The organism is Saccharolobus solfataricus, from assembly GCF_900079115.1.
Taxonomy (GTDB): Archaea; Thermoproteota; Thermoprotei_A; order Sulfolobales; family Sulfolobaceae; genus Saccharolobus; species Saccharolobus solfataricus.
On sequence record NZ_LT549890.1, the window covers coordinates 733311 to 757840 of the forward strand.

At 37.1% G+C, this 24530-nt stretch carries 22 protein-coding genes, 1 tRNA gene and 8 pseudogenes; 17 read left to right on the forward strand and 14 right to left on the reverse strand.

Annotated features, from left to right (window positions below; all coding sequences use genetic code 11):
- Position 1: 1 nt before the first annotated feature.
- The 3 genes and pseudogenes from SSOP1_RS04360 to SSOP1_RS17815 all read right to left on the reverse strand — a co-directional run bounded on the left by SSOP1_RS04360 (position 2) and on the right by SSOP1_RS17815 (position 1656).
- Positions 2 to 823: pseudogene (locus tag SSOP1_RS04360) on the reverse strand (SDR family oxidoreductase).
- Positions 824 to 846: 23 nt separating this feature from the next.
- A pseudogene (gene rfbC, locus SSOP1_RS04365) lies at positions 847 to 1400 on the reverse strand (dTDP-4-dehydrorhamnose 3,5-epimerase).
- A 127-nt stretch (positions 1401 to 1527) separates the two neighbouring features.
- Positions 1528 to 1656 (reverse strand): hypothetical protein, encoded by a 129-nt coding sequence (locus SSOP1_RS17815; protein ID WP_269454381.1) that lies wholly within the window; start codon positions 1654 to 1656, stop codon positions 1528 to 1530.
- A 265-nt stretch (positions 1657 to 1921) separates the two neighbouring features.
- Here SSOP1_RS17815 and SSOP1_RS04370 point away from each other — a divergent pair, with 265 nt between their 5' ends.
- The gene (locus tag SSOP1_RS04370; RefSeq protein ID WP_048054200.1) at positions 1922 to 2407 is read left to right on the forward strand and encodes a hypothetical protein; all 486 of its coding nucleotides are present in this window, start codon (positions 1922 to 1924) and stop codon (positions 2405 to 2407) included.
- A gap of 115 nt (positions 2408 to 2522) precedes the next feature.
- Here SSOP1_RS04370 and SSOP1_RS04375 read toward each other — a convergent pair.
- Positions 2523 to 2993 (reverse strand): annotated as a pseudogene (locus SSOP1_RS04375) (IS607 family transposase).
- Positions 2994 to 3194: 201 nt separating this feature from the next.
- On the opposite strand from SSOP1_RS04375, the gene SSOP1_RS04380 reads away from it, so the two are divergent.
- Together SSOP1_RS04380 and SSOP1_RS04385 are read left to right on the forward strand one after the other, a co-directional pair.
- Positions 3195 to 4604, forward strand: a complete 1410-nt coding sequence (locus SSOP1_RS04380) for an MATE family efflux transporter (protein ID WP_010923126.1) — start codon at positions 3195 to 3197, stop codon at positions 4602 to 4604.
- Between the two features lie 137 nt (positions 4605 to 4741).
- Positions 4742 to 5461 (forward strand): FkbM family methyltransferase, encoded by a 720-nt coding sequence (locus SSOP1_RS04385; RefSeq protein ID WP_010923127.1) that lies wholly within the window; start codon positions 4742 to 4744, stop codon positions 5459 to 5461.
- A 552-nt stretch (positions 5462 to 6013) separates the two neighbouring features.
- Here the strand turns inward: SSOP1_RS04385 and SSOP1_RS17555 are convergent.
- A pseudogene (locus SSOP1_RS17555) lies at positions 6014 to 6252 on the reverse strand (RNA-guided endonuclease TnpB family protein); the annotation flags it as partial.
- Between the two features lie 427 nt (positions 6253 to 6679).
- Between SSOP1_RS17555 and SSOP1_RS04390 the strand changes: the two are divergent.
- The 3 genes and pseudogenes from SSOP1_RS04390 (at position 6680) to SSOP1_RS04395 (ending at position 10046) form a co-directional block, all read left to right on the forward strand.
- Entirely contained in the window at positions 6680 to 7654 is a 975-nt protein-coding gene (locus tag SSOP1_RS04390; RefSeq protein WP_010923128.1) for a hypothetical protein, read from the forward strand.
- Positions 7655 to 7679: 25 nt separating this feature from the next.
- Positions 7680 to 7839, forward strand: a pseudogene (locus tag SSOP1_RS16845) (IS607 family transposase); the annotation flags it as partial.
- Between the two features lie 824 nt (positions 7840 to 8663).
- Positions 8664 to 10046: an RNA-guided endonuclease InsQ/TnpB family protein gene (locus tag SSOP1_RS04395; RefSeq protein WP_010923129.1), complete on the forward strand. Its 1383-nt coding sequence runs from the start codon at positions 8664 to 8666 to the stop codon at positions 10044 to 10046.
- A 107-nt stretch (positions 10047 to 10153) separates the two neighbouring features.
- Here SSOP1_RS04395 and SSOP1_RS04400 read toward each other — a convergent pair.
- The 4 genes and pseudogenes from SSOP1_RS04400 to SSOP1_RS04410 all read right to left on the reverse strand — a co-directional run bounded on the left by SSOP1_RS04400 (position 10154) and on the right by SSOP1_RS04410 (position 12572).
- Positions 10154 to 11015: pseudogene (locus tag SSOP1_RS04400) on the reverse strand (IS110 family transposase).
- A gap of 199 nt (positions 11016 to 11214) precedes the next feature.
- Positions 11215 to 11445, reverse strand: a complete 231-nt coding sequence (locus tag SSOP1_RS04405) for a hypothetical protein (protein WP_010923132.1) — start codon at positions 11443 to 11445, stop codon at positions 11215 to 11217.
- Positions 11446 to 11457: 12 nt separating this feature from the next.
- Positions 11458 to 11616 carry a type II toxin-antitoxin system VapC family toxin gene (locus SSOP1_RS17460; protein WP_010923133.1) on the reverse strand — a complete coding sequence of 53 codons (159 nt, stop codon included), beginning with the start codon at positions 11614 to 11616 and terminating at the stop codon, positions 11458 to 11460.
- Between the two features lie 296 nt (positions 11617 to 11912).
- Complete coding sequence (locus SSOP1_RS04410) at positions 11913 to 12572, reverse strand: 3'-5' exonuclease family protein (RefSeq protein ID WP_048054201.1); 660 nt, start codon at positions 12570 to 12572, stop codon at positions 11913 to 11915.
- Positions 12573 to 13309: 737 nt separating this feature from the next.
- Here SSOP1_RS04410 and SSOP1_RS04415 point away from each other — a divergent pair.
- The 6 genes and pseudogenes from SSOP1_RS04415 to SSOP1_RS16210 all read left to right on the forward strand — a co-directional run.
- Complete coding sequence (locus SSOP1_RS04415) at positions 13310 to 13891, forward strand: hypothetical protein (RefSeq protein WP_010923135.1); 582 nt, start codon at positions 13310 to 13312, stop codon at positions 13889 to 13891.
- 63 nt (positions 13892 to 13954) lie between these two features.
- Positions 13955 to 14323, forward strand: a complete 369-nt coding sequence (locus SSOP1_RS04420; RefSeq protein WP_010923136.1) for a helix-turn-helix domain-containing protein — start codon at positions 13955 to 13957, stop codon at positions 14321 to 14323.
- The gene (locus SSOP1_RS04425) at positions 14320 to 14868 is read left to right on the forward strand and encodes a hypothetical protein (protein WP_010923137.1); all 549 of its coding nucleotides are present in this window, start codon (positions 14320 to 14322) and stop codon (positions 14866 to 14868) included. The genes SSOP1_RS04420 and SSOP1_RS04425 overlap by 4 nt, the downstream gene beginning before the upstream one ends.
- Before the next feature lie 226 nt (positions 14869 to 15094).
- Positions 15095 to 15499: a glycine zipper 2TM domain-containing protein gene (locus SSOP1_RS04430; protein ID WP_010923138.1), complete on the forward strand. Its 405-nt coding sequence runs from the start codon at positions 15095 to 15097 to the stop codon at positions 15497 to 15499.
- Between the two features lie 201 nt (positions 15500 to 15700).
- Complete coding sequence (locus SSOP1_RS04435; protein WP_010923139.1) at positions 15701 to 16651, forward strand: IS110 family RNA-guided transposase; 951 nt, start codon at positions 15701 to 15703, stop codon at positions 16649 to 16651.
- A 236-nt stretch (positions 16652 to 16887) separates the two neighbouring features.
- A pseudogene (locus SSOP1_RS16210) lies at positions 16888 to 17039 on the forward strand (DUF4322 domain-containing protein); the annotation flags it as partial.
- 200 nt (positions 17040 to 17239) lie between these two features.
- Here SSOP1_RS16210 and SSOP1_RS04440 read toward each other — a convergent pair.
- Positions 17240 to 18163 (reverse strand): IS5-like element ISC1290 family transposase, encoded by a 924-nt coding sequence (locus SSOP1_RS04440; protein ID WP_010923140.1) that lies wholly within the window; start codon positions 18161 to 18163, stop codon positions 17240 to 17242.
- A 147-nt stretch (positions 18164 to 18310) separates the two neighbouring features.
- Here SSOP1_RS04440 and SSOP1_RS04445 point away from each other — a divergent pair, with 147 nt between their 5' ends.
- On the forward strand, positions 18311 to 18745 hold the full coding sequence (locus SSOP1_RS04445) for a nuclease (RefSeq protein ID WP_052265482.1): 435 nt from the start codon (positions 18311 to 18313) through the stop codon (positions 18743 to 18745).
- 132 nt (positions 18746 to 18877) lie between these two features.
- A pseudogene (locus SSOP1_RS16215) lies at positions 18878 to 19039 on the forward strand (putative integrase); the annotation flags it as partial.
- 28 nt (positions 19040 to 19067) lie between these two features.
- Here the strand turns inward: SSOP1_RS16215 and SSOP1_RS04450 are convergent.
- Positions 19068 to 19142, reverse strand: a tRNA-Arg gene (locus tag SSOP1_RS04450).
- Between the two features lie 191 nt (positions 19143 to 19333).
- Positions 19334 to 21211, reverse strand: a complete 1878-nt coding sequence (locus SSOP1_RS04455; protein WP_010923143.1) for an arginine--tRNA ligase — start codon at positions 21209 to 21211, stop codon at positions 19334 to 19336.
- A gap of 54 nt (positions 21212 to 21265) precedes the next feature.
- Here SSOP1_RS04455 and SSOP1_RS04460 point away from each other — a divergent pair, with 54 nt between their 5' ends.
- Entirely contained in the window at positions 21266 to 21469 is a 204-nt protein-coding gene (locus SSOP1_RS04460) for a hypothetical protein (RefSeq protein WP_010923144.1), read from the forward strand.
- Positions 21456 to 21848, forward strand: a complete 393-nt coding sequence (locus SSOP1_RS17560) for a hypothetical protein (protein ID WP_009992280.1) — start codon at positions 21456 to 21458, stop codon at positions 21846 to 21848. Before SSOP1_RS04460 ends, SSOP1_RS17560 begins: the two co-directional genes overlap by 14 nt.
- On the opposite strand, the gene SSOP1_RS04465 is transcribed toward SSOP1_RS17560, so the two are convergent.
- On the reverse strand, positions 21834 to 22139 hold the full coding sequence (locus SSOP1_RS04465) for a hypothetical protein (protein ID WP_009992281.1): 306 nt from the start codon (positions 22137 to 22139) through the stop codon (positions 21834 to 21836). The two genes, SSOP1_RS17560 and SSOP1_RS04465, sit on opposite strands and share 15 nt — an antisense overlap.
- A 253-nt stretch (positions 22140 to 22392) precedes the next feature.
- Between SSOP1_RS04465 and SSOP1_RS04470 the strand changes: the two genes are divergently transcribed.
- Positions 22393 to 22764: a hypothetical protein gene (locus SSOP1_RS04470; protein ID WP_009992282.1), complete on the forward strand. Its 372-nt coding sequence runs from the start codon at positions 22393 to 22395 to the stop codon at positions 22762 to 22764.
- Here SSOP1_RS04470 and thsA read toward each other — a convergent pair.
- Positions 22753 to 24432: a thermosome subunit alpha gene (gene thsA, locus SSOP1_RS04475; RefSeq protein ID WP_009992283.1), complete on the reverse strand. Its 1680-nt coding sequence runs from the start codon at positions 24430 to 24432 to the stop codon at positions 22753 to 22755. The genes SSOP1_RS04470 and thsA overlap by 12 nt on opposite strands.
- Between the last annotated feature and the right edge of the window lie 98 nt (positions 24433 to 24530).

The window sequence follows — 24530 nt, forward strand, 5'->3', positions numbered from 1 at the left end:
CTCACAACACCATACCTTCTAGGTCTAAACTGTAAAAATCGACGGATAAGATTTTCTTAGCTTTTGAGTAGTCCAAAGAGGAGTCAAAGGGCCTCCTAGCTGTCCATCCTTTAACCTCATCTACTTCCTTCACTTCTCCTGGCAAATTGAACTTTTCCTTAATCTTTAGAGCCAGCTCGTAACGCGATATTCTCTCTCCTGCAACATTTAGTAAACCAGTTTTCCTAAGGGCCAGTAACTCTTCTATTGCTGATGCTAGTTTCCTCGCTGAAATGGGCGAGTAATAACCTTTATACGCGAAGACTGTCTTCCCTTCCTTTAACGTTTTGTACACATATACTGGAACCCCTTGTGTCTGAATACCCCAGAAGTCCTTATAACGAGGCTGTCGTCGTATGATAAGGCAAAGGTCTCTCCTAATAACTTTGTCAGCCCATAGTAGTTTATTGGATTTGGTAAGTCATCCTCTTTGTAATTCCCCTTCGTGCCGTCAAAAACGTAGTCCGTACTCACGTGAATAAAGTAAGCTTCCACTACCCTACTAGCTCTTACCATGTGTTTTACTGCTTCGGCATTTATTTTATAAGCCTTTTCTCTTTCTACCTCGCACTTGTCTACGTCAGTCATAGCTGCAGTGTTTATTATACATCAGGCCTAGTCTTAATTATGAAATCCTCCAAACGGGAAAATCGGTTATGTCCATTTTATGACTGTCAGGAATTTCAGACGAGTTATACACCTTGATCACTTGGTATTTTTTAGAAAGTAACTTATTTAATTCAATGCCTAACTGGCCAGAGGCTCCAATTAGTAGTACTCGCATTGTACTTATTATTCCAATAGAAATTATAAATCTTTTTCAACAAGTGGTCTAAGAAACACTTCTGCCTTATCAAGTGGGGGGCACTGTTTGTCCTTATCGCTGACTATGATTTCTTTAATCGGCCATTCGATATATGAGTAGTTTATGCACCTCTCGTGTTGAGGCGAGTAGTCGTTATGGGTTACGAAGTAAACGACTAGTGAATCATCTAGAGCTTGAAAACCGTGGGCAAAGCCTGGGGGAATCCACAACATGTGGTGGTTAGACTCACTTAATTCCGCACTTGTGTACTTTCCAAAAGTTGGTGAAGACTTTCTGACATCTACTGCAACATCTAATATTTTCCCTTTAGGTACGAATACTAGTTTTCCTTGTTCCTTTGGCGTTATCTGATAATGCAATCCCCTCACTACTCCTCTAACTGAGAAGGACATGTTAACTTGAACTGGCATAGGAATGTTGTGTTTGCTGAAGTCAGTAGCCTTAAACAGCTCAAGGAAGAAACCCTTTTGTCAGGGAAGACCTTAGGTTTAATTAACAGAACTCCCATACCTAGGTCTTCAAAGTCAAAAGGCATGGTTTAAAATTGTATCTTCAGTATAATAAAATGTTTTAGTTCGGATAGCGAGAGCTATGATCTTAATATATGCAGTAATGTATGTGGAATCCTCCTTGTATAGGCATTCGTTATTTTCTTCTTTTACTCATAATCTCTTCTCTCTCCTATGGCAAGCCCATGTGTACAAACCCTCGTCAGTAACTTTGTAGAACCTATTGTCATAAGTAAAAATGTAAGGATTTGAAACGAAGTCAATTCTGCTTGAAAATCCCATAAAATACAGCTGTTTTATAAGTCTCGTGTCTTAAGTGGAAGTGCCCTACTGAGTTCCTACCCGCCTTGGAATGGCAAGTCCTTCGTTTTGTTAAACCAAACACTTCACGGTGAGGATTGGAGTTTTTAGCGTTAAATACAGCTGTTTTGCATTCACCTTTCCTTAGAATCTTTTTAACCTTTTGTCTTGCTTTATCTACCGAATAAAAATGAAAATGACAACCACAAAAGGAAGGTTTAATGAAAAATCAATCGAAAGTCTATCAATGGGTATAGGTATAATATCCGTTGTAGTTCTATTAACAACAGGCGGTTCAATTAGCATAGCATCCATGGTATTGCTATCAACGGCAATCATTTTCCCAATATCATTTCTTTTAATAACTAAAAGAAACATAAACAGACTTGTGATAAGGCTAACAAGACCTATAATAAATGCAAGTGGGTTTGACGATAAAAAGTTAGAAATTGGTAATGTATTATTATTACTGCTAGTAGGACTGCTAGTAATAATCTATATCATCGTAAAATGTATCCCCAAAGCTTTTGAAGAATACATATCTACAGTATCGCCATCAAACCCTCTATATAACTCCATTATGACCATTATGACTATCTATAAGCCATGGCAAGGTCTAGGTAGTTTATTCAGCAGTCCCATCGGTTTAATCATAATAATCTTAATAGTAGTCATGATAGCAGTGATAATTGCCCTAAAGAAAAGAAGTTTCTCCAGTTATGCAGGCACATAAAAAGCTAAGCTTACAAGCTAATATATTTTTTTGAAATTCTCTTTTCTTCTCATCTTGCCTTCCTTTATTAACAAGAGCATTGAACAATTTATAAATGAACGGAAAACTTCGCCATTCACGGTATAACCAAAAACTTTTTACAAAAAATACTGAACGAGATTAGTATGGAGATTAGGTCTTCTATTAGTTCTTGTTCTGGTGTTTTTTCTTACTACGAGTTCGCAGTTGTATGCTTTGGATACTCGAGACCAAACCTGACTAGTCTGTCTGGGTATGTTATGACTACTTTTGATACTTCATTGTCGAGTATCATTCCTAGTAGTTTGAGGAATCTTTTCTCTTCATGTTTAATCCAAAATGGTGATGACTTGGTCGTAATCTTTGACGTTCTCCTCGAGTACTTTACTTGGTTTATCAGGTCGTCTTTGTTTGATGATACTCTGGCGTATAGTATTACTTTCCTCTTCCTGATAATTCCCATTAATCTTTCTACGTCTTCTTCTTTGAATCTCAACTTTCCGGTCGGTAGTACTATTGGCTTAATGTATCCTTTCTTTACGTAACTCTGTAGTGTGCGGTAGGATATTCCTAGTTTTTAGCATACTTCCTTAGGTTTAAGCATTGTAATTAAATGATCATGTAAAGTATATAATCTTCACGGTTTGTCGAAACTGTTATCAACGGCTTTATATTGAAAAGTCTGAAATTAACTAATTTTCTCTGCTTATAATCTGACTATTAATCACTATCAAAAGCTTTAATATTTTTTCTCAAAGAACTAAATTGGATGAATCCTATAAAGAACGCGTTGAAGAGCCTCAGCGTAATCACCACTAATGTCCTAATCGCCTTAATCTTCTTCATAGTCACTGCAAAAATTTCTAATCCAGCGTTCTTTGGGAAAGTTGCAATAATTCAACTTCTTGAAGTAGTTACTTTTACGTTCTTTTACTTTATCCCGGGACAAATAATAACAAGGGAAATATCTTACCTTTACGCAAAGAAGGAGGTAAATAAAGGGGTTGTGGGAAAGTTCCTCTCATTCCCTTTCCTCGCTATACCAGTTTTTCTAATCTTCCTACTTTTCCCAAATTACGTTAAGTTAGCGATCCCTTATCTCTTTCTCTACCTTCTGAATAATGTCCTAGTTGCTATAATGATAGGGATGGACATGTTTACTGAGACAGCAATAACTGGGAACCTTTTTCTAATCATAAGATGGGGGATTTCAATTATCGCCGTCCTCTCTCACAATATTTACTTATTCGTAGAAATATGGATTTTGGGAGGAGTACTCTCAGTCCTCCTTAACTACTCTTTTCTGTCTAGAAAAGTGGGGCTAGTCTTACCTTCTCTAGACTTTGCATTTCTGTTTAAGCACTTCAAGGAAGGCTTACCTCTCTACTTGTCTTCTTCAGCTAATTTCCTCTCATCGCAAGGGGACAGAGTTACAACAGCCTATTTGTTAGGCTCTTACTATCTAGGTTTATACCAATTTTCTGCATTAGTAGCTGGGGTTCCTGCAATGGTTTTAGGGGCGTTGAACAACGTTCTTTTACCTACTGCCTCATTCTATAAGGCTTTAGGTAGTGACGAAAAGAAGATGTCTTCAATTTCTTTTCGCGTATTGGCTTTAATCTCCTTTCTGTCAGTAATTATTTCAATACCTATTGCTATCCTGGTCGTGGAAAGGTTTTTCCCAGACTACACTGAGGGTATAAGAGTTTTGATCCTACTACTTTTAGCTACAACCCTACCTTTTCCTATAAACTCTCTAACGAACTTCATAATAGCTGCTAAGAAGTCTTTAAGGCCCTTTTTATTCCTTTCGCTGCTTAATGCTGGTGTAGTCTTACTGACTTCCTTCCTTCTAATTCCAAGAATTGGAATAATGGGGGGAGCAATTTCCCAAGTAATAGTCACCGTTATCTCCTCTTCTTTTATCCTTGTGTACGCTTTAAGGACTTCAACATTTATTTTGGGCAAAAGGGAGGGCATATTACTGACTGCAATGCCTTTAATAGCTCTTTATGAAGTTTTCGTAGATCCTCCATATCTCGACCTCCTTTTGCTTCTCTCGGTTATTGTTCTTTTTAAGTTATTTAAGATAATTTCTACTGAAGAGGTGAGATTAATAGAGTCTTTTTTACCTTCTAAGCTAAAATTCATAGCCTCGCTATTAAAGGTAATTAGTTGAGTGAGGGGAGAGAAAGTTAATAAGTAACTGATAGTCGATTAAGGTGAGAATTTTATGCAGCGAGTTTTTCCGTCCACAGCCTGATAATATTTATTAAAAGGCGAAAATAAGTATTTTAAAGGAGAGAGGCCGTCTTCATGATTTTCACATATGGCAAGACTAAGCTGAAAGTCCCGGAGGGTTACGAATACGTTTATTACGCTACTTTCATAGCCGCTGAATGGGACTTCTTGAAAGTTAAGGACATGGACACTGTGCTTGATGCGGGCGCATTTATTGGGGATTTCACCGTAAAGGTGGCTAGGAAGGCTAAGGAAGTAGTTGCCGTTGAACCTTTACCTTGGGCTTTCAAACTGTTGAAGGAAAACGTGGAGATAAACAATTTAAAGAACGTTGTTTTGGTGAACAAAGCTTTATATGATGTTGACGGTGTTAAACTAAAGATTGTCGATGAGGGGACTGGCTCGAGGATTGGAGAAAGCGGGGTCGAGGTCGATAGTGTTAGTGTGAACTCTTTAGGCAAGTTCTCAGTAGTGAAGATGGACATCGAAGGAGCTGAGGGGAGGGTGATGAAAAGCGGGGAGTGGTTAGACTACGTTAAGCAAATAGCTGTTGAACTCCACGGTAGAGAAAACATAGAGATTATACCACACTTGTTGAGGAAGAGGAGTTTTGTGATCAGGTTCATGACAAGGGGTGATTTGGTTAGAAACACTGTAAGGAACGCGTTACTCCACCCCATTTCGTTTATAAAGGCTGAGGCTAGGACTAAAGTGGTCTTGAACTACTTTAAGAGGAAGTACTACGTACCGGCTCTGAGCGGGGATGAGTATAAGATCGTTTACGGTAGGAGATGAAGGGGAAGAGAGACTAAGAAACTGATTTACGTTTAACACGTTTTTCTATCAACTGTAGAGTAGTAATAGTGTTTACTCGTGACGTAACTTTTCCTTACTTCTAATTCAGCCACTGGCTTAAGGGATCATACCCCTCGAGGAAAACACCTATATAAATGTATTCAAAACTGTATTTAAAAAACGAGTAGTTACGTGAAAGAGTTACAGTCTAAGAATTAACACGAGCTGATATTAGTAATCTTTAAAAATGAAGAAGAGGATGGCTGTTATTTTCACTTACTGCAAAACTCAAAATCCAGGCAATTACGAATACGTTTTTATTTTAATAGCCGATTAATGGGACTTCTGAGAGTTAAGAGCTCTAGCATTTCCAGAAAGTTCTTAGACTAGGATTTAATGGTGAGTCATTAGCTGAAAGCTATTAACTTTAGTGTCTGCCTTAATTAGGAATACAAGACGGAAAGAGATAAAGGCGAAAGTAAGATGATTAGTAATATGAAGGAAGTAAATTAATATATTAATAACTTACTTCTTACTTAGTGGGTTTGGGCTTCATTGAATTTTCATGAATTTGTATCTAATTCTCAGCCCTTGGGCTTCACCAGAGTCAAGGGCAGACCCGTTCATACCCCTTAGCGGGATAACCCCAACCCACAGCCTTGAGGATGTGGGGAAACCCGCACATCTTGAGGTCTAGTGCGAACCCACACCTAAAAGTCCTACCAACCTTTCGGGAAACATCTGGGGCAGGACCTAGATGTGAGGTGTGTGTTCACTTCACAATTAAATGTACACGCAAAGTATTTAAACTTCACGGTTTGTCTGAAACTGTTGACAACGGCTTACCTCTATTTACTATTTAGTTACTTTTTGCTAATCGTCAATGGTGAACTTAGGGGTCGGATTATCATTTAGGTTTCATAATTTAACTTCTAGTCCCCATTCTCCCTGTCCTGCCCCACGCCTAGGTTAGGGAGCCAACCACGACATGATAAGCCTTCATTGAACTTATACTCCCCCTCACATTGCTCATAGAGTTCATTGTAGAACTCTCTTCTACATTGCAATGTGTGACTACGAAATTTATAAACTTCCTTAATAGCGTTGATAACATCGGATCTTATGTTGATCTATGAATAAGTTTCAAATAATCTAAATTGTTGAACACACTCATGAAATCGAGAAACTTTAAATTAATGTAATTAGTTAGACTTATCTATGAGATTACTATTGTTACTATTAATGTTGACAATTACCTTACTTTCATCAGTAAGTTCGTTCACTGCCTCAGTTTCTGTGCAATATCCAAAGGAGGTAATATTAGGTAGTAAAATTTCCATAAACTTCTCGTTAACTCAGCAGGAGATAAATAGCACCGCCTTCCCTTTCATAACTGCAGGGGTAAGAGAGATAAGCGAAGAACCACTAATACTTGAGGGGGCGGGGATAGCAGGATCATTCGCAGTATTTAAAATAAACAACTCCTCACAAGTTGTGGTAATTACGTTTATAGGTAAAGATAATACATCTCCAGGGTGGAATCCTGGCATAGTAGTTTATGGAGGGAATTTTAATCCTCACGTATCAGATTTATCGCAGGGAGACTTTACCGCAGTCTTAATTACCTTCACTGGTAGACTTTGGGTTCACACTCCTTCTAAGGGTTGGTTTACTCTTTCTTGTTCTCTCCCTAGCATAGCTCCTCAAAGGGACGGTTGGATTAACGCTACTAAGCCTTTCAATTACACTGCAATCTTGGAAGACGTTAACGGTTCGATTTTTGTTAATTATGTAATCCTTAACGGCGAAAAATACATTGTTGACTATCAAACTCCTATTCCTTGGAATTTCACTTACGTGGGAGTTAGAATTGACCCCTCTACGGTAACTGTATGCGGTTTTTATGTAACAATTCCTTCTCCTCATCAACCTTACGTAGTTTACGTTAACGGCAAGGAATACACTAAGGGGTATACAAATAGCCTGGGTGAAGGTTCAGTTTCACTTACTATATCTTCTCCTTCCATGGTCGTTAACATAAGTTTCCCTTCAGCCCACGTCTTTCGTGTTATAACAATTTCTGCTCAAAGAGACGCCAATATACACGTTGAATACCCAATCCTTCAGTATGCACTTTTAGGTGTTTCTGTAGTTTTGGTTGCTATCTCGATAATTTGGAGGAAGAGACTATAACGTTTTCACATAACTTTTGATAACTGTGGAGAGGTACTTAACACCTAGCGAAGTTGCTGAAATATTCAACTGTTAATTCAGAGAAGTTAAAATCAAGGCTGTGGAGATTAACGGTAGGTGGAAGATTCCATACAGCGAAGAGGTTGCTAAGCGGAGGTGGTAAAATAGTAATTATAACAGTCTTTTTAGTGATCCTATTTTCTTTTTAGGAGTAGAATATTCGATGCGAACATTCCTTATGTAATGTAGAAATATATGAAAAATTTTTATTAGATAGAATAATTTCTTTATTTCACTCAATAAGTCTTAGGTGTAGAAATAGAATTCTTAAGTTTATTGTATAGATCCTAAATTGATGGGGATTAAAAAAGTTCGAGATTCGGTTTTCTGAAGGAAAATGGGCTTGAATATGAGCATTTCAGAACTCTTCAATTTCAACTAATTCAATGCTCTTAATTCTGTTGATTCCTGCTTAACAATGTAATTACTGGAAGACACAAAATCATCTATAATACGTTACATATGGAAAATTATTTGCGAATAAATCACTTTTCATAAGGTTTTTATTCATTCAGATGACACAGAATAAAAAACCTAGCTAGGAGTATTAAAATATTTCAAGATAATAGTTATGGGTCCTTACTTTCACAAGATGGCGATTTCAACAATGTTTAACTAATATAGTAATTAATAATGAATAACTATACTTCTAAGGAAGACAAAAATATTATAAGTTGATTGTGAGAAGCACAATGTTATTAGCCTATTGAACACGACAACGCTGTAGCTATTATGGACGGAATTGCGGAAATATATTTGAAGATAGTTTATATACAGTAGGCTGTGTTTAAGATATCTTGGGAGGATTGGTAAAGGCGAGGTATATAGGATCCTAAGTAAAGCACAAGTAAATATTTATCCATCTATATCTGACAAATAAACGACAAGCCTCGCCCCTTCTAGGGGCGGGGTAAAGCTATTTAAACTTTAACAACGACTATTAACTAAGATGCCCTCCTCTGGTCAACTTTATGGGGATGAGGAGCGGGAGCTAACTCCTACTCCCGCAATACCGGAGGAGGGTGTCTACGAAGTTAAATACTCAAATCGAAGAACCAATGTAGTTCGTCTTCTTCCAAATGGTTTTCAAGAGAGGAAGTTGAGGAGGTTAGCTAATCTCTCTGCAAAACTCTTCAACGAAGTTAACTTCGAAAGGAGGCAACAATTCTTTCACGAAGGGAAAGTAAACATTGAGGAAACATATAAAAAATATTATGAGAAGTATAAGGTCATACTGGGCGTTAATGCTCAAGCTGTTCTCAATAAGAATAATGAAGCGTGGTCATCCTTCTTCTCCTTGTTAAAACTGAAGAAGGAGGGAAAACTACCACCACACATGAACCACGTTTCTCCACCCGGATATTGGAAGGACAGAGAAGCAGGGAAAAGAAAGCAAATACTAGTTATTAGACAGGACCGTTACAAGGTAGATGCTGAAAACCACAAATTAATCCTCAAGGATTTCGACATGGAGATAGACTTCATTGGTAGACTAAAATGGTATGGTAAACAAGGTAGACTAGAAATAATTTTTGACGAAACCAGAAACGCTTGGTATGCGCACATACCAATTGAAGTAGGTGTTGAGGAAACAAAGGCTGGAAAGAAGAGTAAGCACGTCGTCAAGGGTGAGAGAAAGTCCATCCAGATTTCCAAACCAAAGGGAAACAAAGTAGCTTCAATCGATCTAGGCATCAACGTAATAGCTAGCGTAGTAGTTAACGATGGCACCTGGTTGTTGTATAAGGGTGTTAGAACAAAGGAGGACTACTTCTACTTCCAAAAGAGAATTGCAGAAGTGCAATCGTTAGCTGACAGAACCAGAAACATTGGTGAATATGATGCGTACCTAGAATTGTTGAGGGAAAAGAGGAGGTTGTTTAAGAAACTAACTAGGAGGCTCACTCATCTATATCGTAACTTAGCTTCCCACCTTATTGAAACACTCTACGAACTAGGAGTGTCAACAATTTATCTAGGTTACCCATTCAATATCGTGCAAGAAAAAGGCAATAAGTTTACAGTGAACATGTGGTCTTATCGTAAGTTAATGGAATCCATTGAATTGAAAGCACAAGAATATGGTATGAAGGTGTTTGAGGTTGTTGAGTATAATACGTCCAAGTACTGTGCTTATCATGATGTGGAAGTAAAGAGGAACCCAAGAGGTGTTATCAACTGTCCTTTAGGTCATAAACTTCACAGCGATTTGAATGGTGCGTTAAACATTCTAAAGAAGGCATTAGGAGTAATCGTTAACGCAGTGAAAAAACCATTATCCTTCATTGTGGATCATAACCGAGTAGCACCCATAAAGGGGTGTAACCCTTAAGACCTCGGGGAACCCTCGCCCTTTAGGCGAGGAGCTTCCGGTATAAAAACTTTTAGCCAAAAATTGAGCATAGTGCACACTACTTATGCAAACAAAAGCCCTCGTCATCACTCGTTAGCATTAAATGGCTTATTATAATACAGCAAGACCCAAGTAATAACAACCTAATACATGCAACAATCAACTTCTTACCCTTTAACCTACCCTTATGCCCCTCATAAAAACACTTAATCACCGGATTAACCTTGATAACAGTCAAAACTGCAAGATAGAAAACCCTCCTCAACCCTCCTTGAGACACCTCAAAATACAACACTCAACAGAATCAAGACCACAATAAGCCACAAACTTCCTCTTATCATCAAAACGCCTAACATCACCTACCCTCGCCAAAATTATCAAACCCAGCACCTTCCTAAAGATCAAACTATCCCTAGGAACAACATCCTCAAGCCTCTTCTCAACCTCCCTCTTCCTAGCCTCAAGCCTCTCCAACTCATCCAAAAGAAACTTAACCTCAGACAAGATAATATTATCCCCACCCTCCAATACTTCACTCAAATTCTTCCTAGACAAGCTATCACTATAACCCAAGAGGATTAAGTCCCCAACCTTTTCTTAACCCTAACAATGACGATAAAATCCCATTGACTCGTCAACTCCCTAGCATCACTTAACGTAAACTCACATATTAACAACTAGTTCAGCGAGTTTTTTAGCATCATTCTTGTCACTCTTCTTACCCCTAAAATCCTTGAACTTCTTGATTACCAAGGGATTAATAACCCTCACCTCATACTTGGCAAGGTTAACGTGGTAAACTCCGGTACTCTTAATACCTACTTTACAACCTCTCGGCATCACTTCTTCAAAACCTTGCTTATCGTTAGGAAACTCGTAGAATTTACCTTGAAAATATACTATTAGTTTATCTTTTGATATATTTATCCCTGCAACTGGGGTCTTCATGTATCCTTATGTTTTATTCGGGCTTTTTGTCCAACTTCCAGTCTGAATTTGGAGGTTGGCTAAGCTTTAAGTCGAGCTTTAAGCTCAAGGATGGACTACACTCCAGTCAGATCTGTATTACTCAGATCTGACCAATATGTTTTATATAAGGAAGTCAGCCAGAAAGCTTTCCTACAAAGTATAGATACAGTGGAGCAAGTTATGGAATGCAGTTAGCTGCTGCAGTTGAGGGAGGTTTAATGCCAATACTACTAGTCGGTCTACTAGGACTGCCTTCACAATATTTAGCAAATTCTTGGATAGTTATTACATTCTTAGCATTATGAGGAATAATATCAGCGTTGGCTACATTAGGTTTAAAGGAAACTAAGGGAACACAGTTAGCTGAAGAGAAAGCTACTAACAAGGTAATATCATAATTTATTAACAACTTTTTTCCTTTTTATCTCATTTTTTCTATCTTTAATCTCTCTTCGACTTTTTTAATTGATTCAAAATCATTATCGTTAGTCACTATTATCATGTCCCTGTTTAGGGCAATAGAAGATAAAATTATATCCACCGCATTAACTGGCTCTCCTATTTTTCTTAGTTTAACCATTATCTTTTATGGCAAGTTCGTAATCACTTCTTGTGGGATAAATTATTATCAATTTCTCCTTTAGATCTATTATTGGAGGGTATTCTATCACATTTAGTATGGACGTTGTTACGTAATTAGTCGTAGATAGGAGAGATTTATTCTTATGAATTTTAATTAAGGCGTTCGTATCGTAGATCTTTTCTTTAATTCTCTCTGAAATTCGTCCTCACCTTGAGGAGGTTCCACATTTATATCTTTTTCATCTACACCGAGTCGTTTAAGTCTCTCCATAAGTTCATTCCCTGTAGTTATGTCTAAGGTGTGGGTTTGAAAAGCCGAGGCCAGTTTAGATCTATTATGCGTGTAATCCTCAAGTCTGCTTCTAAATGCTTAATTATTTCATCATATTTCTTATTCTCGTATAAGCTCTTTACTTCTTCACCCTTGCCATATGGTTTAGGCACATTCACACCTTTTTCCCTGAGCATCTCTGCCAAATATTCAAGCTGCAGCCCCTTAAACCGCATGTTATTAAGGGGCAAGGCCATTTGGAGGTAGTCTCTGGTGAAAGTATTGTGCCATAGACTGTTCAGCTCTTCTAGACTTCCAACCCTGTGTTCTACCCCCTTCTGAATGAGGAGCGGTATGTCGAACCTAAGTATATTGAACCCTACAACCTCGATATACATCTCTTTACGTCTCCACTTCTCTATCAGCTCTTTTAGATACTTGTAGAATTGGGTAACAACACTATACTCGTCATGCTCCCACTCTTCACTACGCTCGTCACGCTTCCACTCTTTAAAGTATTTGAACTCCACCTTAGGAAGATCCCATATGTTTGAGGATTCAGGTTTATAATCCGTCTGATCAGCTATCAATCCTATGGCAATTACCTTCTCGTTTACAAATGCACTCTTAGGCCTATAGGTCTCTATATCGAGATAGAGCCTCATATCCCCTAGCAATCCCATCCTAATACTATGCATCGTTATATAAAATTTTACCGCTATTCAACCGAGTGTGTCCAACTATTTTTGTTTTTAGTAGGGCGGTGAGGTGATAATATAAGAGGATAATATGAGAAGTAAGTTGGAACGCCTCACCTTGCTTTAAACATTTCCCCTCGTATTAGGGATGAGGTTATAAGAGCGTTATCAGCTTGTTGAAGAGGGTCGAGGCATTATTTCACGTAGGCGTACTGTGGAGGAAGTTGGGCGATTACACTTCGCCCCTCACCCTAAGCTGTTGATGAGAATTAGGGTAGTCAATAACTCAGTTTATTGGTTTTGATGGATTTAATCACGGTAGTTGCGGTCTGAGACTAGGATTAGACGTTATACTTCTCTTTGATGGATTAAGTTTGAGGAGAATGGTAAAATACTTCACGACGTGGTATAATGTACTCTAGCTCTTGTGTAAAGCGTTAGACATTCGGTGAACTTGGTAACAAGTATTCAGAAGTCGTTAAGGCTAAACACTTCCCACACAACGCTTTAATAATGAGGTGGATTAAGCTTTCTTCACATTATACAACAAGGTGAATAAAATTGTTGGACACACTCTATAACTCAGTAGCAAATCTAATAAGTTTCTGAGTACTATTCATTAACGTGAGAAATTATAATCTGACCTCCTTATATATTACATAGAACATAACGTAAATTAGCCAACAATCTTATTTACTTAGTTCTGTTTAGAAATTTTTATATTGATTGATCTTTGTGTAGTAAAATGCGATGAAAATGAAGTTAAAAAGAAATCTAAGGAAATAGTTGAAGGTCTTAAGGAAATATATGATAATTTTAATGATTCACTCATAAAAGAGATTAGAGTTGAAGAATCAGTATTTGGTATAAGGGGATCTTACAACTATAATTCCAAGATATTAACATTATATTGTATTAATTGTGTAATATGTGTTGAAACTATTGTCCACGAAATAATTCATTCAAATAGCTATAAGCGGGCAAGAGATATGTATTTTGAAGGTTTAACCGAATTTCTTACATTGTATTATCTAAAGAAGAGAGTTAGAGCTTGCTTAGATCATAGATTTATTGATGAAATTTGTCGAATTAATAAAGAATACGAAATATATGCTACATTTTGGGGTAATCTAGCTTTGATTATAGGAATAAAAGAATTGTGGAAATATTATTCCAAAGGATATAATCATAATAATATAGATAATTTGGTAAAGAACGATATTTACAAAGCTTCTTTTGAGTTAGCAAAGAGATATAATACTAAGTTAATGGATTTAATTGATGTTATAGAGAAATTAGAATAGAATGCTATACTTTGCTAGAGTCTATTAGTAAAGCTTTTATTAGTATGTATAGTATAGTTATACATGAGTTTTGGTTTTTATTATGCTGGAATAATTACCAAGGCAGACGCTATAAGGATTATTGACTTATTAAATAAAAAGGGTCTTTCTAAGTCGGAGATAGCAAACAGGATAGGAATAACTAGGAGTTCTATTTATCAGTGGATTTGGGATATTGTGAAAGATATAGACTATGAAAATAAAGTAAAACTTCTTGATTTATTTTATGAAATAGATAAATTCGAAGCTATAAATTTTATAGAAGAAATACTAAAGGAGCATCTAAAAATTCTAGAAAAGGAAAAAGAGATAAATTTTAAGCCCACGATAAAAGTAGAAAAAATACTAGTTCCTGCTTCAACTACAGTTCAATTAGGAGTTGTAGATTATTGATCATAAAAAGCATAAGAATTTTGTTTAAGTTTTCCTATCCTTATACTTTAGACTTAAGGGACATGATTAGAATCCTCAAGGACTTAAGCTACGTTATCTCTAGTAATTTACCATTAACTCCTCCAGGGTCTATGATATTAGGAAGTGTAACTGCATTAAAAGATGATTTAATAGTAGAATTCAATAACATTACTGGTACTATAAGTTTCTTTATTCAATCCCTAGATAAAATAGACTTAGTTGAGGAAGACTTTAGCAGGATTGTTGGTAATTTAAACTTGGGCAAGATAGATTACATAGAATTATCATTAGAAATGATATTAAATGGAAAATTAAATTTAAATATAAACATGCTAGGAGGAGAAGTTGTAGGTCTGGAGGTATCGTCAGAGAGGAAGAACGTTAGAATCAACTCTTACATGGCAATGGCTAACTCCTATTCCGTGCTAATTACTTATAAATTAAACGAAATTAAAGATCTAGATAAAGTCACTGAAGAAATAAAAAGAGATATTCAAGAACTTGAGAATAAAGGATTAAGATAACTTATAAGATACTACGTCTACTCTTCCTAACGAGATAGTTTATCACAACTGAAGTAAGATCCATTACTTACTTCTTGCCCAAGTCTCGCAAATGACCCGACTGAGCTCTAAAAGAACTGTTACATTAAATCTCTTAGACGCTATACTCCCTGCTACTGCAGTTAAGCTCATAAGTTACTACTAAAAGTCGGCAAAGCTTATTAGCTAGCGATAGAAATCTATCTTTATGAATGAATATATTGCCAGATATGTTGTATCTAAGGATCATAGAATAATCGGGGTGATAAATACTAGGTACACGGCAAATAACGACGATGAGAGTATTAAAATTGCTAAATCCGTTTGTGAGAAGTTAGGTGAAGAAGACATTGAAGAACTAATAATAGGAAAGGTAATAGGTACAGTGAGCGTAGACGTAATAGGTAACTTATTAGGAAAGTCCGATGATGACAAATTGCTCGGAACCATAGCTGGTGCAATAGTAGGCACATTAGTTGGTCACGCTATAGATTCTACAATAACTAAAGTAATATACTCCAAAAAGTATCCTTGTATCAAGCCTAGGCCTTTTGAAGATATTGTTAATTATGTTGACCTCGAAAGATTAGAAGAGATAGTTAATGAACGTTGACGAGCTTATCAATTTATGTAATAGTTACAGTCTGACTTCCTTATATAAAACATATTAGTCAGATCTGAGTAATACAGATCTGACTGGGGTGTAGGCCGTTGACTCCCTTGAGCTTAAAGCTCGACTGGGAGCTTGGCCAACCTCCAAATTCGGACCGGAAGTTGGGCAAAAAGCCCGAATAAAACATAAGGGTGAATACACATGGAGGCCCCAGTTGCAGGGATAGATGTATCAAAAGATAAACTAATAGTATATTTTCAAGGTAAATTCTACGAATTTCCTAACGATAAGCAAGGTTTTGAGGAAGTGAAGAAAGTCCTGCCAAGAGGTTGTAAAGTAGGTATTGAGAGTACCGGAGTTTACCACGTTAACCTTGCCAAGTGCTTGATGAATGAGTATGAGGTGAGGGTTATTAATCCCTTGGTAATCAAGAAGTTCAAGGATTTTAGGGGTAAGAAGAGTGACAAGAATGATGCTAAAAAACTCGCTGAACTAGTTGTTAATATGGGTAGTGAGTTTACGTTAAGTGATGCTAGGGAGTTGACGAGTCAATGGGATTTTATCGTTAAGAGTATTGTTAGGGTTAAGAACAGGTTGAGGAGGGACTTAATCCTCTTGGGTTATAGTGATAGCTTGTCTAGGAAGAATTTGAGTGAAGTATTGGAGGGTGGGGATAATATTATCTTGTCTGAGGTTAAGTTTCTTTTGGATGAGTTGGAGAGGCTTGAGGCTAGGAAGAGGGAGGTTGAGAAGAGGCTTGAGGATGTTGTTCCTAGGGATAGTTTGATCTTTACTATACCGGGTATTGGGAAGACGCTGGGTTTGATAATTTTGGCGAGGGTAGGTGATGTTAGGCGTTTTGATGATAAGAGGAAGTTTGTGGCTTATTGTGGTCTTGATCCTGTTGTTGAGTCCAGTGGGGGGAGTGTTGTGTCGCGAGGTATCTCAAGGAGGGGTGATGCTGTTTTGAGGAGGGCTTTCTATCTTGCAGCTTTGACTGCTATCAAGGTTAATCCGGTGATCAAGCGTTTTTATGAGGAGCATAAGGGTAGGTTAAAGGGTAAGAAGTTGATTGTTGCATGTGCTAGGAAGTTAGCTGTTATTACTTGGGCTGTGCTGTATTATAATAAGCCCTTTGATGCTAGTGAGTAAAGCAGGTTTCATCACTTGCGTAAGTAGTGTGGACTATGCTCGATTTTTCATGGAAAGGTTTTTATACCGGAAGCTCCCCGCCCTAAACGGTAGACCCAAAATCATATTAGAAAAAATATTTCTGGTGGGATAATATCGATTCATGATAGATAAAGCAATTTATATGAGTATTAAGAATTCAGTTGAAGAAAGGTTTAAGGTGAGGGAGATGTGGTATTACCACGTGAGTAAGTGAGATGGTAACACCAGTACTCCCTCACCGAACATTCAACAAATAGGATATAAATTACTTTCCATGCTGAACTTCAAGGGAAAGAAAGGGGAAGAGGTGGCGAGAACCCTCATCTCAGCGTGTTTATGGAACGATTCGGTGGAAAGCAAGTCGAGAGAGTGTCCCAAGCGCAAATAATTGAATAAATATAGTATGATAGAAAAATAATTTTATAATTAATTAAGAATAAAATATAATTATATCTTTCAGTATAACGAGAGATTAAGCTTATATTGTAATGGAAAATAATCAAGTATAGAGAAAAACAGAATTTCCAACATAGTCCACACTACCTTGATCAACTCTCGCGGTACAAGTTAGTGGGCGAGTTGACTCTCCGGAACACGCGATAACACAGAAGTGTAGATGTAGGAGTTGTAAATCAACGCGATAACGTAGACAAAGAACTCGACCATACCCTTTTCAGTAGCGTAAGGCCTCCAATACCTCCTCAAGAAGATCCCAAAGAACTCCACATACCTCCTGAAACTAGAGAAACCTATCAACCAGGTCGAGGACTTCCCCACGAAGCCCCTATCCACTACCTTATAACCGCTGCGAGAGAAGCCAACCTTATTGTCCGGAAAATTGGCCAGTTCCACTTGAATCTCGTGAACTATCATTGTTGGCGACATGAGGTTGAAGACCTTGAAGCCGAAGTAACTCCTGTTCCTCTTCTTTGTAAACTCTCCCTTGAACCTCCTCCTCGCTTTGCACTTAATGTAAAAGAAGAGCGTGTTAGCCGCCTCCCTGTACTTCCTCTGCCTTAGGTCTAGCTCAAACTTCTTCTTCAATGTTTCCTTGTTCCTCTTCCCGAAGGGTACCTCGATTAGGAAGGAATCCACGATCCACAGCTTTCCAACCTTTCCGTATAACGCACTGCTAGGTAAGTAGTCGGCAAGTCTACTCATCTTCCCCTCCAACTCCTTGGCGTACTCCTTGAACAGAGTCTTTACCTCTCCCCTAAATTTCTTTGCCCTCCTATGGATCTCCGACTTAGACTTGTACTCGCCTAGGAACCACCTTACCACCACGTCTGACTCGTAGTAGCTCCGCACGTCCCTGTAGGAGCACGTCCACACAATCATTACTATTAACGCTCTCAATATGAAGAGGTCAGAGAGACGCGACAGCACTTCAGACGTGATCAGCATGTAGTTCATTTTCACAAGTGTTTTATGCCTTGCTGATAAATGTTCATAGGGAACCGGGCCGTTGTAGTATTCTATCCAATGCTTCATGTGAATCGGTACTACATCGTCCCGGTTCCCTTTAAGTATTACGCGACTTTTTGCTTCAAGCGAAAATTCAAAATTTCTCAGTAATTCACGATATCTTTTGAATTATTATCTATAAACCTTTACATAGATTTATTCAATTATTTGCACTTGGGACACTCTCTTGAAAGGACAGATAGAACCTGGGAGGGCGATCCATTCAAAAAGTTCGACTTCTATATTCCTAAATATAATTTATATTTAGACGTTACTGGTACATCATTCACCAAATCAGAGAGTATAAAAAGGGCGCATATGCTGCAATTGAGAGGAGCAATAATCGCTATTCTGGGCATAAAAGTTTCGGTGGCAGAAATACTTGCTGCGAAAGGCTATAGAACTGCTTTTGCTAATGTTGCAGAGAGAGAAGGTGAGATAAGGTTTATGCCATATTCTAGACTGAAGGTCTTAGAAAAGAATGGAAGGGCCATTATCGCCCAACCAGAAGAAATAGAGTTTGCGAAAGGCGAAAGAACGTATATACTCACAAGATGGACAGATTGGTTAAAACCAAATCAATTTTTGCGTTGGCTAAAGCTAAAGTAATACTGCTTTTTTAGTATTACTGATGAGGAATTTTTGCCGTCTTCTTTCAAATATACGCGTTTTGACGGCAAAATTTAACGAGTTGCCAAAGCTTTTAAACAAGTTTTGGCAATCATAATACGTGAGGGAAAAATGACAAAAGAAAAGACGCGTTATAAATACGGCGATATAATTATACGCGAAAGAAAAGGTCGGTATTATGTCTATAAGTTGGAAATGATAAACGGTAAGGTAAGGGAAACTTACGTCGGTCCTTTAATTGATGTTGTCGAATCGTTTATAAAGTTAAAAGAAATTGGGGGTGTGGGGATATCCCCCACAACGGACCCGCCGGGATTTGAACCCGGGACCACCGGCTCCGAAGGCCGGCGCTCCATCCTAGCTGAGCTACGGGTCCCCTTATGATACTCTCTACCATATTTAATTATTAAGATTTTAGAGTTAAATACCAGCCTTCATGGTATAACATATATACTCCATTTTAACTAGACTTCAAAATATTATCAGTGACAAAACTCTAGTGATGTCTATATTAATGATTAATATCTACCAGTTAGAAAAATATCCTCTGTATTTCATTTTAACTAATTACATCCTTTCTAAGCTCCTTATACCTAAGACGCTTAACCCGTTCTTTAATACAACTGACACTCCTTTTACTATATATAATCTTAACATTCTCTTCCTTGGATCTTGTTCTTGTAGTACTCTCTCTTTATCATACCAACTATTGAATATGTCAGATAATTCTCTCAGAAACGCTACTAAATCTTCTAACCTTAAGTTATCTACAGCATTCTTGAATACCTCGGGGAATTTAGCTATCAAGATTAATATGTTCCTCTTATCTCCAACTAAATCACTAAAGTCTACCTTATCCATAGATAAGTTTTCAGTAGATTTAGCTAATATGTTAGCAGCTCTAGCATAAGTATATTGTAAATAAGGTCCACTGTTCTGCTCAAAGCTGGTTATCCTGTTTAAATCAAATGATAAAGGCTTATTTGCAGAAACTGACAAAATTGCGTATCTAAGCGCTGCATTTGCTATATCATCAATATTTTCCATATTACCACCTTTCTCTTTCAGCTTATTTCTAACTATGTTATCTAGTTTTTCATATATCTCGTCAATGGTTATTATCTTTCCTAGTCTTCCACTCATTCTTAGTCCTTGGATGTTAACCATCCCATATGAATAATGCAATAAATTTTCCGCAAATCTCGAATATCCGAGTAACTCTAGAGCACCTCTTAATTGTATTTGCGGAATGTATTGTTCTTCTGCGATCACATTTATAACAAAATCTGCATTAAACTGATTAAATTTGAAAATTGTATACGCAATATCCCTAACGGTATACAATGTAGTTCCATCGGATCTCATCAACACTAAAGGAGGTATCTTGAGCCCTTTTGGAATTCTCAACTTAGATCTAGCTTCATCACCTAAGAAACTATCTAAGTCCAATGCTATTACTCCCTTATATGGTATTTTAGCCGAGGAAGACAATAAGGCCTTTAATACTTCATTAACCATATTCTCCCATAACAAGTCACTCTCATAGTCGAAATTGTCAAATCTTATATTAAGTTTGGATAACGTTTCACTAAAGCCTTCTAGCGCATAACTAATGTACTTTCTAATAATCCCCTTTAGTTCATCATTACCCTCTTCGTATTTCTTTATGATTTCTCCTATCTCCTTCTCCGGCTCCTCCTTAGCATTTATAGCGTCTGCTAACTTATCGAAAAGTACCTCATTTCTATTCCTTAGATCATTCGCTATTACTATTAGCTCATCTAGTTCTCTCACTTTCTCCCTATACTCTGACTCTGAAAGTTTCTTTAACTCCTCTCTCAACTTCCTAATTTCTAAAATTACATTAGTCATGGCATATATTATACCCAACCATAGATCCTTCTTTACATTTGGCTCTGGATCAGGAAAACCTAAAAGTTTTAGGCCGTAAATTAGAACTGCAACTTGCCTCCCAGTATCGTTAACGTAAAACCTAACATTAACTGAGTGACCTCTAGCTTTTAACGCTCTAGCAAGCGCATCTCCAAGTATCGTATTTCTCAAATGGCCTATATGTAACGGATGTATAGGATTAGCGCTCGTGTGTTCAACTACTATTCTTTTTGGCTTTTCGATTTTTTCCAGTCCATAACTATCGTCTAGTTTGCTAAAGATACTCACGAAAATATTTCTTAGATTAAGCCTCGCATTAAGATATATTCCGGCTACTTCTATCCTCTCTATTAACTCACCTTTATATTCTTGTAATAATTTCGCTTTCTCATTTATATTTCCCTTTATTAATGATGGTAACGCTAATGATAAGTCGCCAAGTTCTTCCCTAGGAGGATATGTAATATTTTTAAAGACTTCCTCCTCGCTTATACCTAATTGTGCAGCGACATATTCCGCCAATTCTTTCTTAGCTCTTCCTATTATATCCACATCACGTTTTATGCCTTATAACTTTTAATATTTACTCACTAGAATCATATAACCATGAAGAAAAGGGTGGAAATCCTAATAGTAGAGGATTATAGTGGAAATCCCAAAATTAATGAGCAAGAAATTAAAAAATCATTAAGTCATATAGGGGATGACATTGTAATAACTAGGTTACATTTGCCACAGTGGACTGAAAATAAAGATGAAAGTGATCTAGTTGGAGTACATGTAATTGTGAGAGAAGTTGCAGAAACATAACGTATGTCCCTATTACAAGAATGGCTACTGCACATCACCTGCATTAGATAAGCCTTCTGATATAGTAACTTCTAGTAATAGATGCTTCGGTCAATTTAAAACGTGCAGATATTTCTTAAACGACGGGAGTGACAGCAAAATAGGATTAGATAAATTCAATGAAGAAAAAACAATAGAACAAGAAATTAGATTTTACCCAAAAATAAACGAATTAGAAAATATTGTAGACAGTGGTTGTGAACATTATCGACTCATAAAAAGTGAAAAAGGGTTCATAGCATATTGTAATGCGATTAAAAGAGTTTTAGTAACAAGACAAACCCTATTATGTAATAAAGAGTTCCAAAGATGCCCTTATAGAACCTTACTCAGTGCCTAACTTAACATATCTACCGTCTTCTGATAAGTTAATTTTGCCTTTTTCAACTAGATCCGCTAATGCTCTTCTTATCTTGTCCTCGCTTGCAATTCCAGATAACATACTATGTAATTCCTTTAGGTTCATTGGTTTTTCATTTAATAAGTCAAGTAGTATTTGTTTTAATTCGTCCTCATTTGGCGCAGTCATTACTATGACATCTTTATCAGAGTAGACTACCTTTAGTTTGTTTTCCACGTTACCAGAATTGGAAGCAGATTTCTTACCTCTCTTCTTAGTCTCATTACTCATACTAATACACACTCACGTTCTTTTCTCATTTCTAACTTTTAAACATTATGCGAATTTTTAAAATCAATTTCACTCTTCATTATACTAACGCGTTATAGCATAGAGCAGTAAATATTTCTAATATTAAATAATTAATATCTCTTCACTACAAGGTAATATAAAGAACGAGAGCAAAAGCTTTTAAGGCGGAGAAGAGTCAGAGCATGAATGTATACTTATATTATTGTGTTCAGATTAACATTATTAGGCGACAATGTTGAATCAACCTGACTTCCTTAGACATATAGCCAGTAAGATCCTATCACCACTAACAATAGATTCGAAAAGATTAGACGAAGCAAGAAGAATTTTAGGAGAAGCAGAAGTTAAATACAACTTCTCCTCATATGGAGGAAATCCAAAAAAACTAATAGATTTCCTACTAAGCCCGGACTTCACAGAACTTAGCTTAATTTTAGGCCCAGATATGACAAAAAAACTATTAGAAGCTATAAAAGATAATTATACAGACGAAGACATAAAAAAAGTAGTAGATAAGATATTAGAGGAAATAAACGGATATACGGAAAACACTGAGGAGACAAACGTTAAAGTTTCGGTTAATAAAAAATATTTAGTCTCCTAAAGATGGAGTAGATCCTCCCTCTCCACCACTTTCTTCTTTACTTCCTTCTCCTCCTTTCTTCTCACTCTTTAGTGGGGCAGCCGCTATTAGATCATCAATCTTTAATATTGCTGTGGCTGCCTCTGTAGCACTCTTTAACACTTGAGACTTTACTCTAATAGGCTCGATAATGTTTAACGCATATACATCATCTACAATCTTCCCGCCTATGACATCTACACCAGTATTACTCAAGCCCTTAGCGTGCCTAGCTCTTAAGTCCATCAATGAAGATATAGCCTCTAGCCCTGCAGTTTCAGCTAAAATTAAAGGTATCTCCTCTAATGCGTCTGCAAATGCTTCTATAGCTAATTGCTCCTTACCTCCCACACTTCTAGCATACTCTCTTAATTTCATCGCTAACTCTAACTCGATAGCACCACCGCCTGGTAATATTACTGGCTCTAATAATATGTTCCTTAGAGCATGCAATGCATCATTTATACTCCTCTCAGCCTCATCTAATGCCATATCATTTGAACCTCTTAACAAGATATTCACAGCTTTCAAGTTCTTAGCACCCTCTATAAATACCATTTTATCGTTCCCAACTCTCCTTTCCTCAACTAATTCAGCATATCCTAAGTCTTCGGGAGTAGCATCTTTAATGCTACTTATTATTCTTGCACCTAATGCCTTCTCTAATTTTTCTATATCGCTCCTCTTAACTCTTCTTACAGCCAATATCCCTTTCTTGGCTAAGAAATGCTGTGCTATATCATCAATACCCTTCTGGCATATTACAACATTAGCACCTATTGATGCTAACTTATCAACCATATCCTTAAGGTATTTAGACTCCTCATCCAAGAAAGCCTTAATTTGCTCAGGTGATGTGATGCTTATCTTGGCTGAAATTTCAGGCTTCTCTACCTCTAATGCTGCATCCAAAACAGCTATCTTAGCCTTGGTGACTCTTCTAGGCATTCCAGGATGTACTACCTCCTTATCTAACACTAGTCCTTTAACTAGTACACTATCCTCTATACTTCCGCCTTTCTTCTTATCTATCTTTATTAAGTCTAAACTCACATTATATCCACCATTAGGTAAAGGTTCTGCTACATTAACTATTGCATCTATTACCATGTCAATTATTTTATTTAATTCAGCACCTTCTGCAATAAACTTACTTGCTAAAGTAGTAAATGCTATCTTTCTTAGAGTATCTCTAGCTACTGAAGAATTCAAATCCTTTATATCAATTCTAGTTCCTAACTGCGGAAGTAACTCTAAGGCCTTGTTGTATGCCTTCTTATACCCCTCAATAATTATTGTAGGATGTATATTTTGATCCAATAAACTTTCAGCCTTCTCTAATAGAGCACCAGCCAATACTACAGCACTTGTAGTACCATCACCTACTTCAGCATCTTGAGCTTTAGCTGCTTCTACTAATAATTTCGCAGCTGGATGCTGAATCTCCATATCCTTTACTATTGTAGCACCATCATTAGTTATGGTTACGTCACCGAAGCTATCAATTAGCATTTTATCAAGACCTTTAGGACCTAAACTACTCCTTAACATTTCAGCTAATGTCTTCGCAGCAAGTATATTATTCCTTAGCGCATCTCTTCCAGTAGTTCTGCTTGTTCCCTCTTTAAGCAATAAGACTGGAGCTGCCATACCTCACAACACCGTTCCGTGAGAACATTAGTATCGCTTATATAAAAATTTTTCTCTCAGCTAAACCGAGAAGTAATTTTTTAAATAAATAGGAAATC

Coding starts and splice junctions, on each gene's coding strand:
- SSOP1_RS04470 (WP_009992282.1), top strand. CDS start 22,393: ATGTTGAATCAACCTGACTTCCTTAGACATATAGCCAGTAAGATCCTA.
- SSOP1_RS04380 (WP_010923126.1), top strand. CDS start 3,195: ATGAATCCTATAAAGAACGCGTTGAAGAGCCTCAGCGTAATCACCACT.
- SSOP1_RS04390 (WP_010923128.1), top strand. CDS start 6,680: ATGAGATTACTATTGTTACTATTAATGTTGACAATTACCTTACTTTCA.
- SSOP1_RS04460 (WP_010923144.1), top strand. CDS start 21,266: ATGAAGAAAAGGGTGGAAATCCTAATAGTAGAGGATTATAGTGGAAAT.
- SSOP1_RS04465 (WP_009992281.1), bottom strand. CDS start 22,139: ATGAGTAATGAGACTAAGAAGAGAGGTAAGAAATCTGCTTCCAATTCT.
- SSOP1_RS04370 (WP_048054200.1), top strand. CDS start 1,922: ATGGGTATAGGTATAATATCCGTTGTAGTTCTATTAACAACAGGCGGT.
- SSOP1_RS04420 (WP_010923136.1), top strand. CDS start 13,955: ATGAGTTTTGGTTTTTATTATGCTGGAATAATTACCAAGGCAGACGCT.
- SSOP1_RS04430 (WP_010923138.1), top strand. CDS start 15,095: ATGAATGAATATATTGCCAGATATGTTGTATCTAAGGATCATAGAATA.
- SSOP1_RS04410 (WP_048054201.1), bottom strand. CDS start 12,572: ATGGGATTGCTAGGGGATATGAGGCTCTATCTCGATATAGAGACCTAT.
- SSOP1_RS04440 (WP_010923140.1), bottom strand. CDS start 18,163: ATGAAGCATTGGATAGAATACTACAACGGCCCGGTTCCCTATGAACAT.
- SSOP1_RS04435 (WP_010923139.1), top strand. CDS start 15,701: ATGGAGGCCCCAGTTGCAGGGATAGATGTATCAAAAGATAAACTAATA.
- thsA (WP_009992283.1), bottom strand. CDS start 24,432: ATGGCAGCTCCAGTCTTATTGCTTAAAGAGGGAACAAGCAGAACTACT.
- SSOP1_RS04395 (WP_010923129.1), top strand. CDS start 8,664: ATGCCCTCCTCTGGTCAACTTTATGGGGATGAGGAGCGGGAGCTAACT.
- SSOP1_RS04385 (WP_010923127.1), top strand. CDS start 4,742: ATGATTTTCACATATGGCAAGACTAAGCTGAAAGTCCCGGAGGGTTAC.
- SSOP1_RS17460 (WP_010923133.1), bottom strand. CDS start 11,616: ATGGTTAAACTAAGAAAAATAGGAGAGCCAGTTAATGCGGTGGATATA.
- SSOP1_RS17815 (WP_269454381.1), bottom strand. CDS start 1,656: ATGGGATTTTCAAGCAGAATTGACTTCGTTTCAAATCCTTACATTTTT.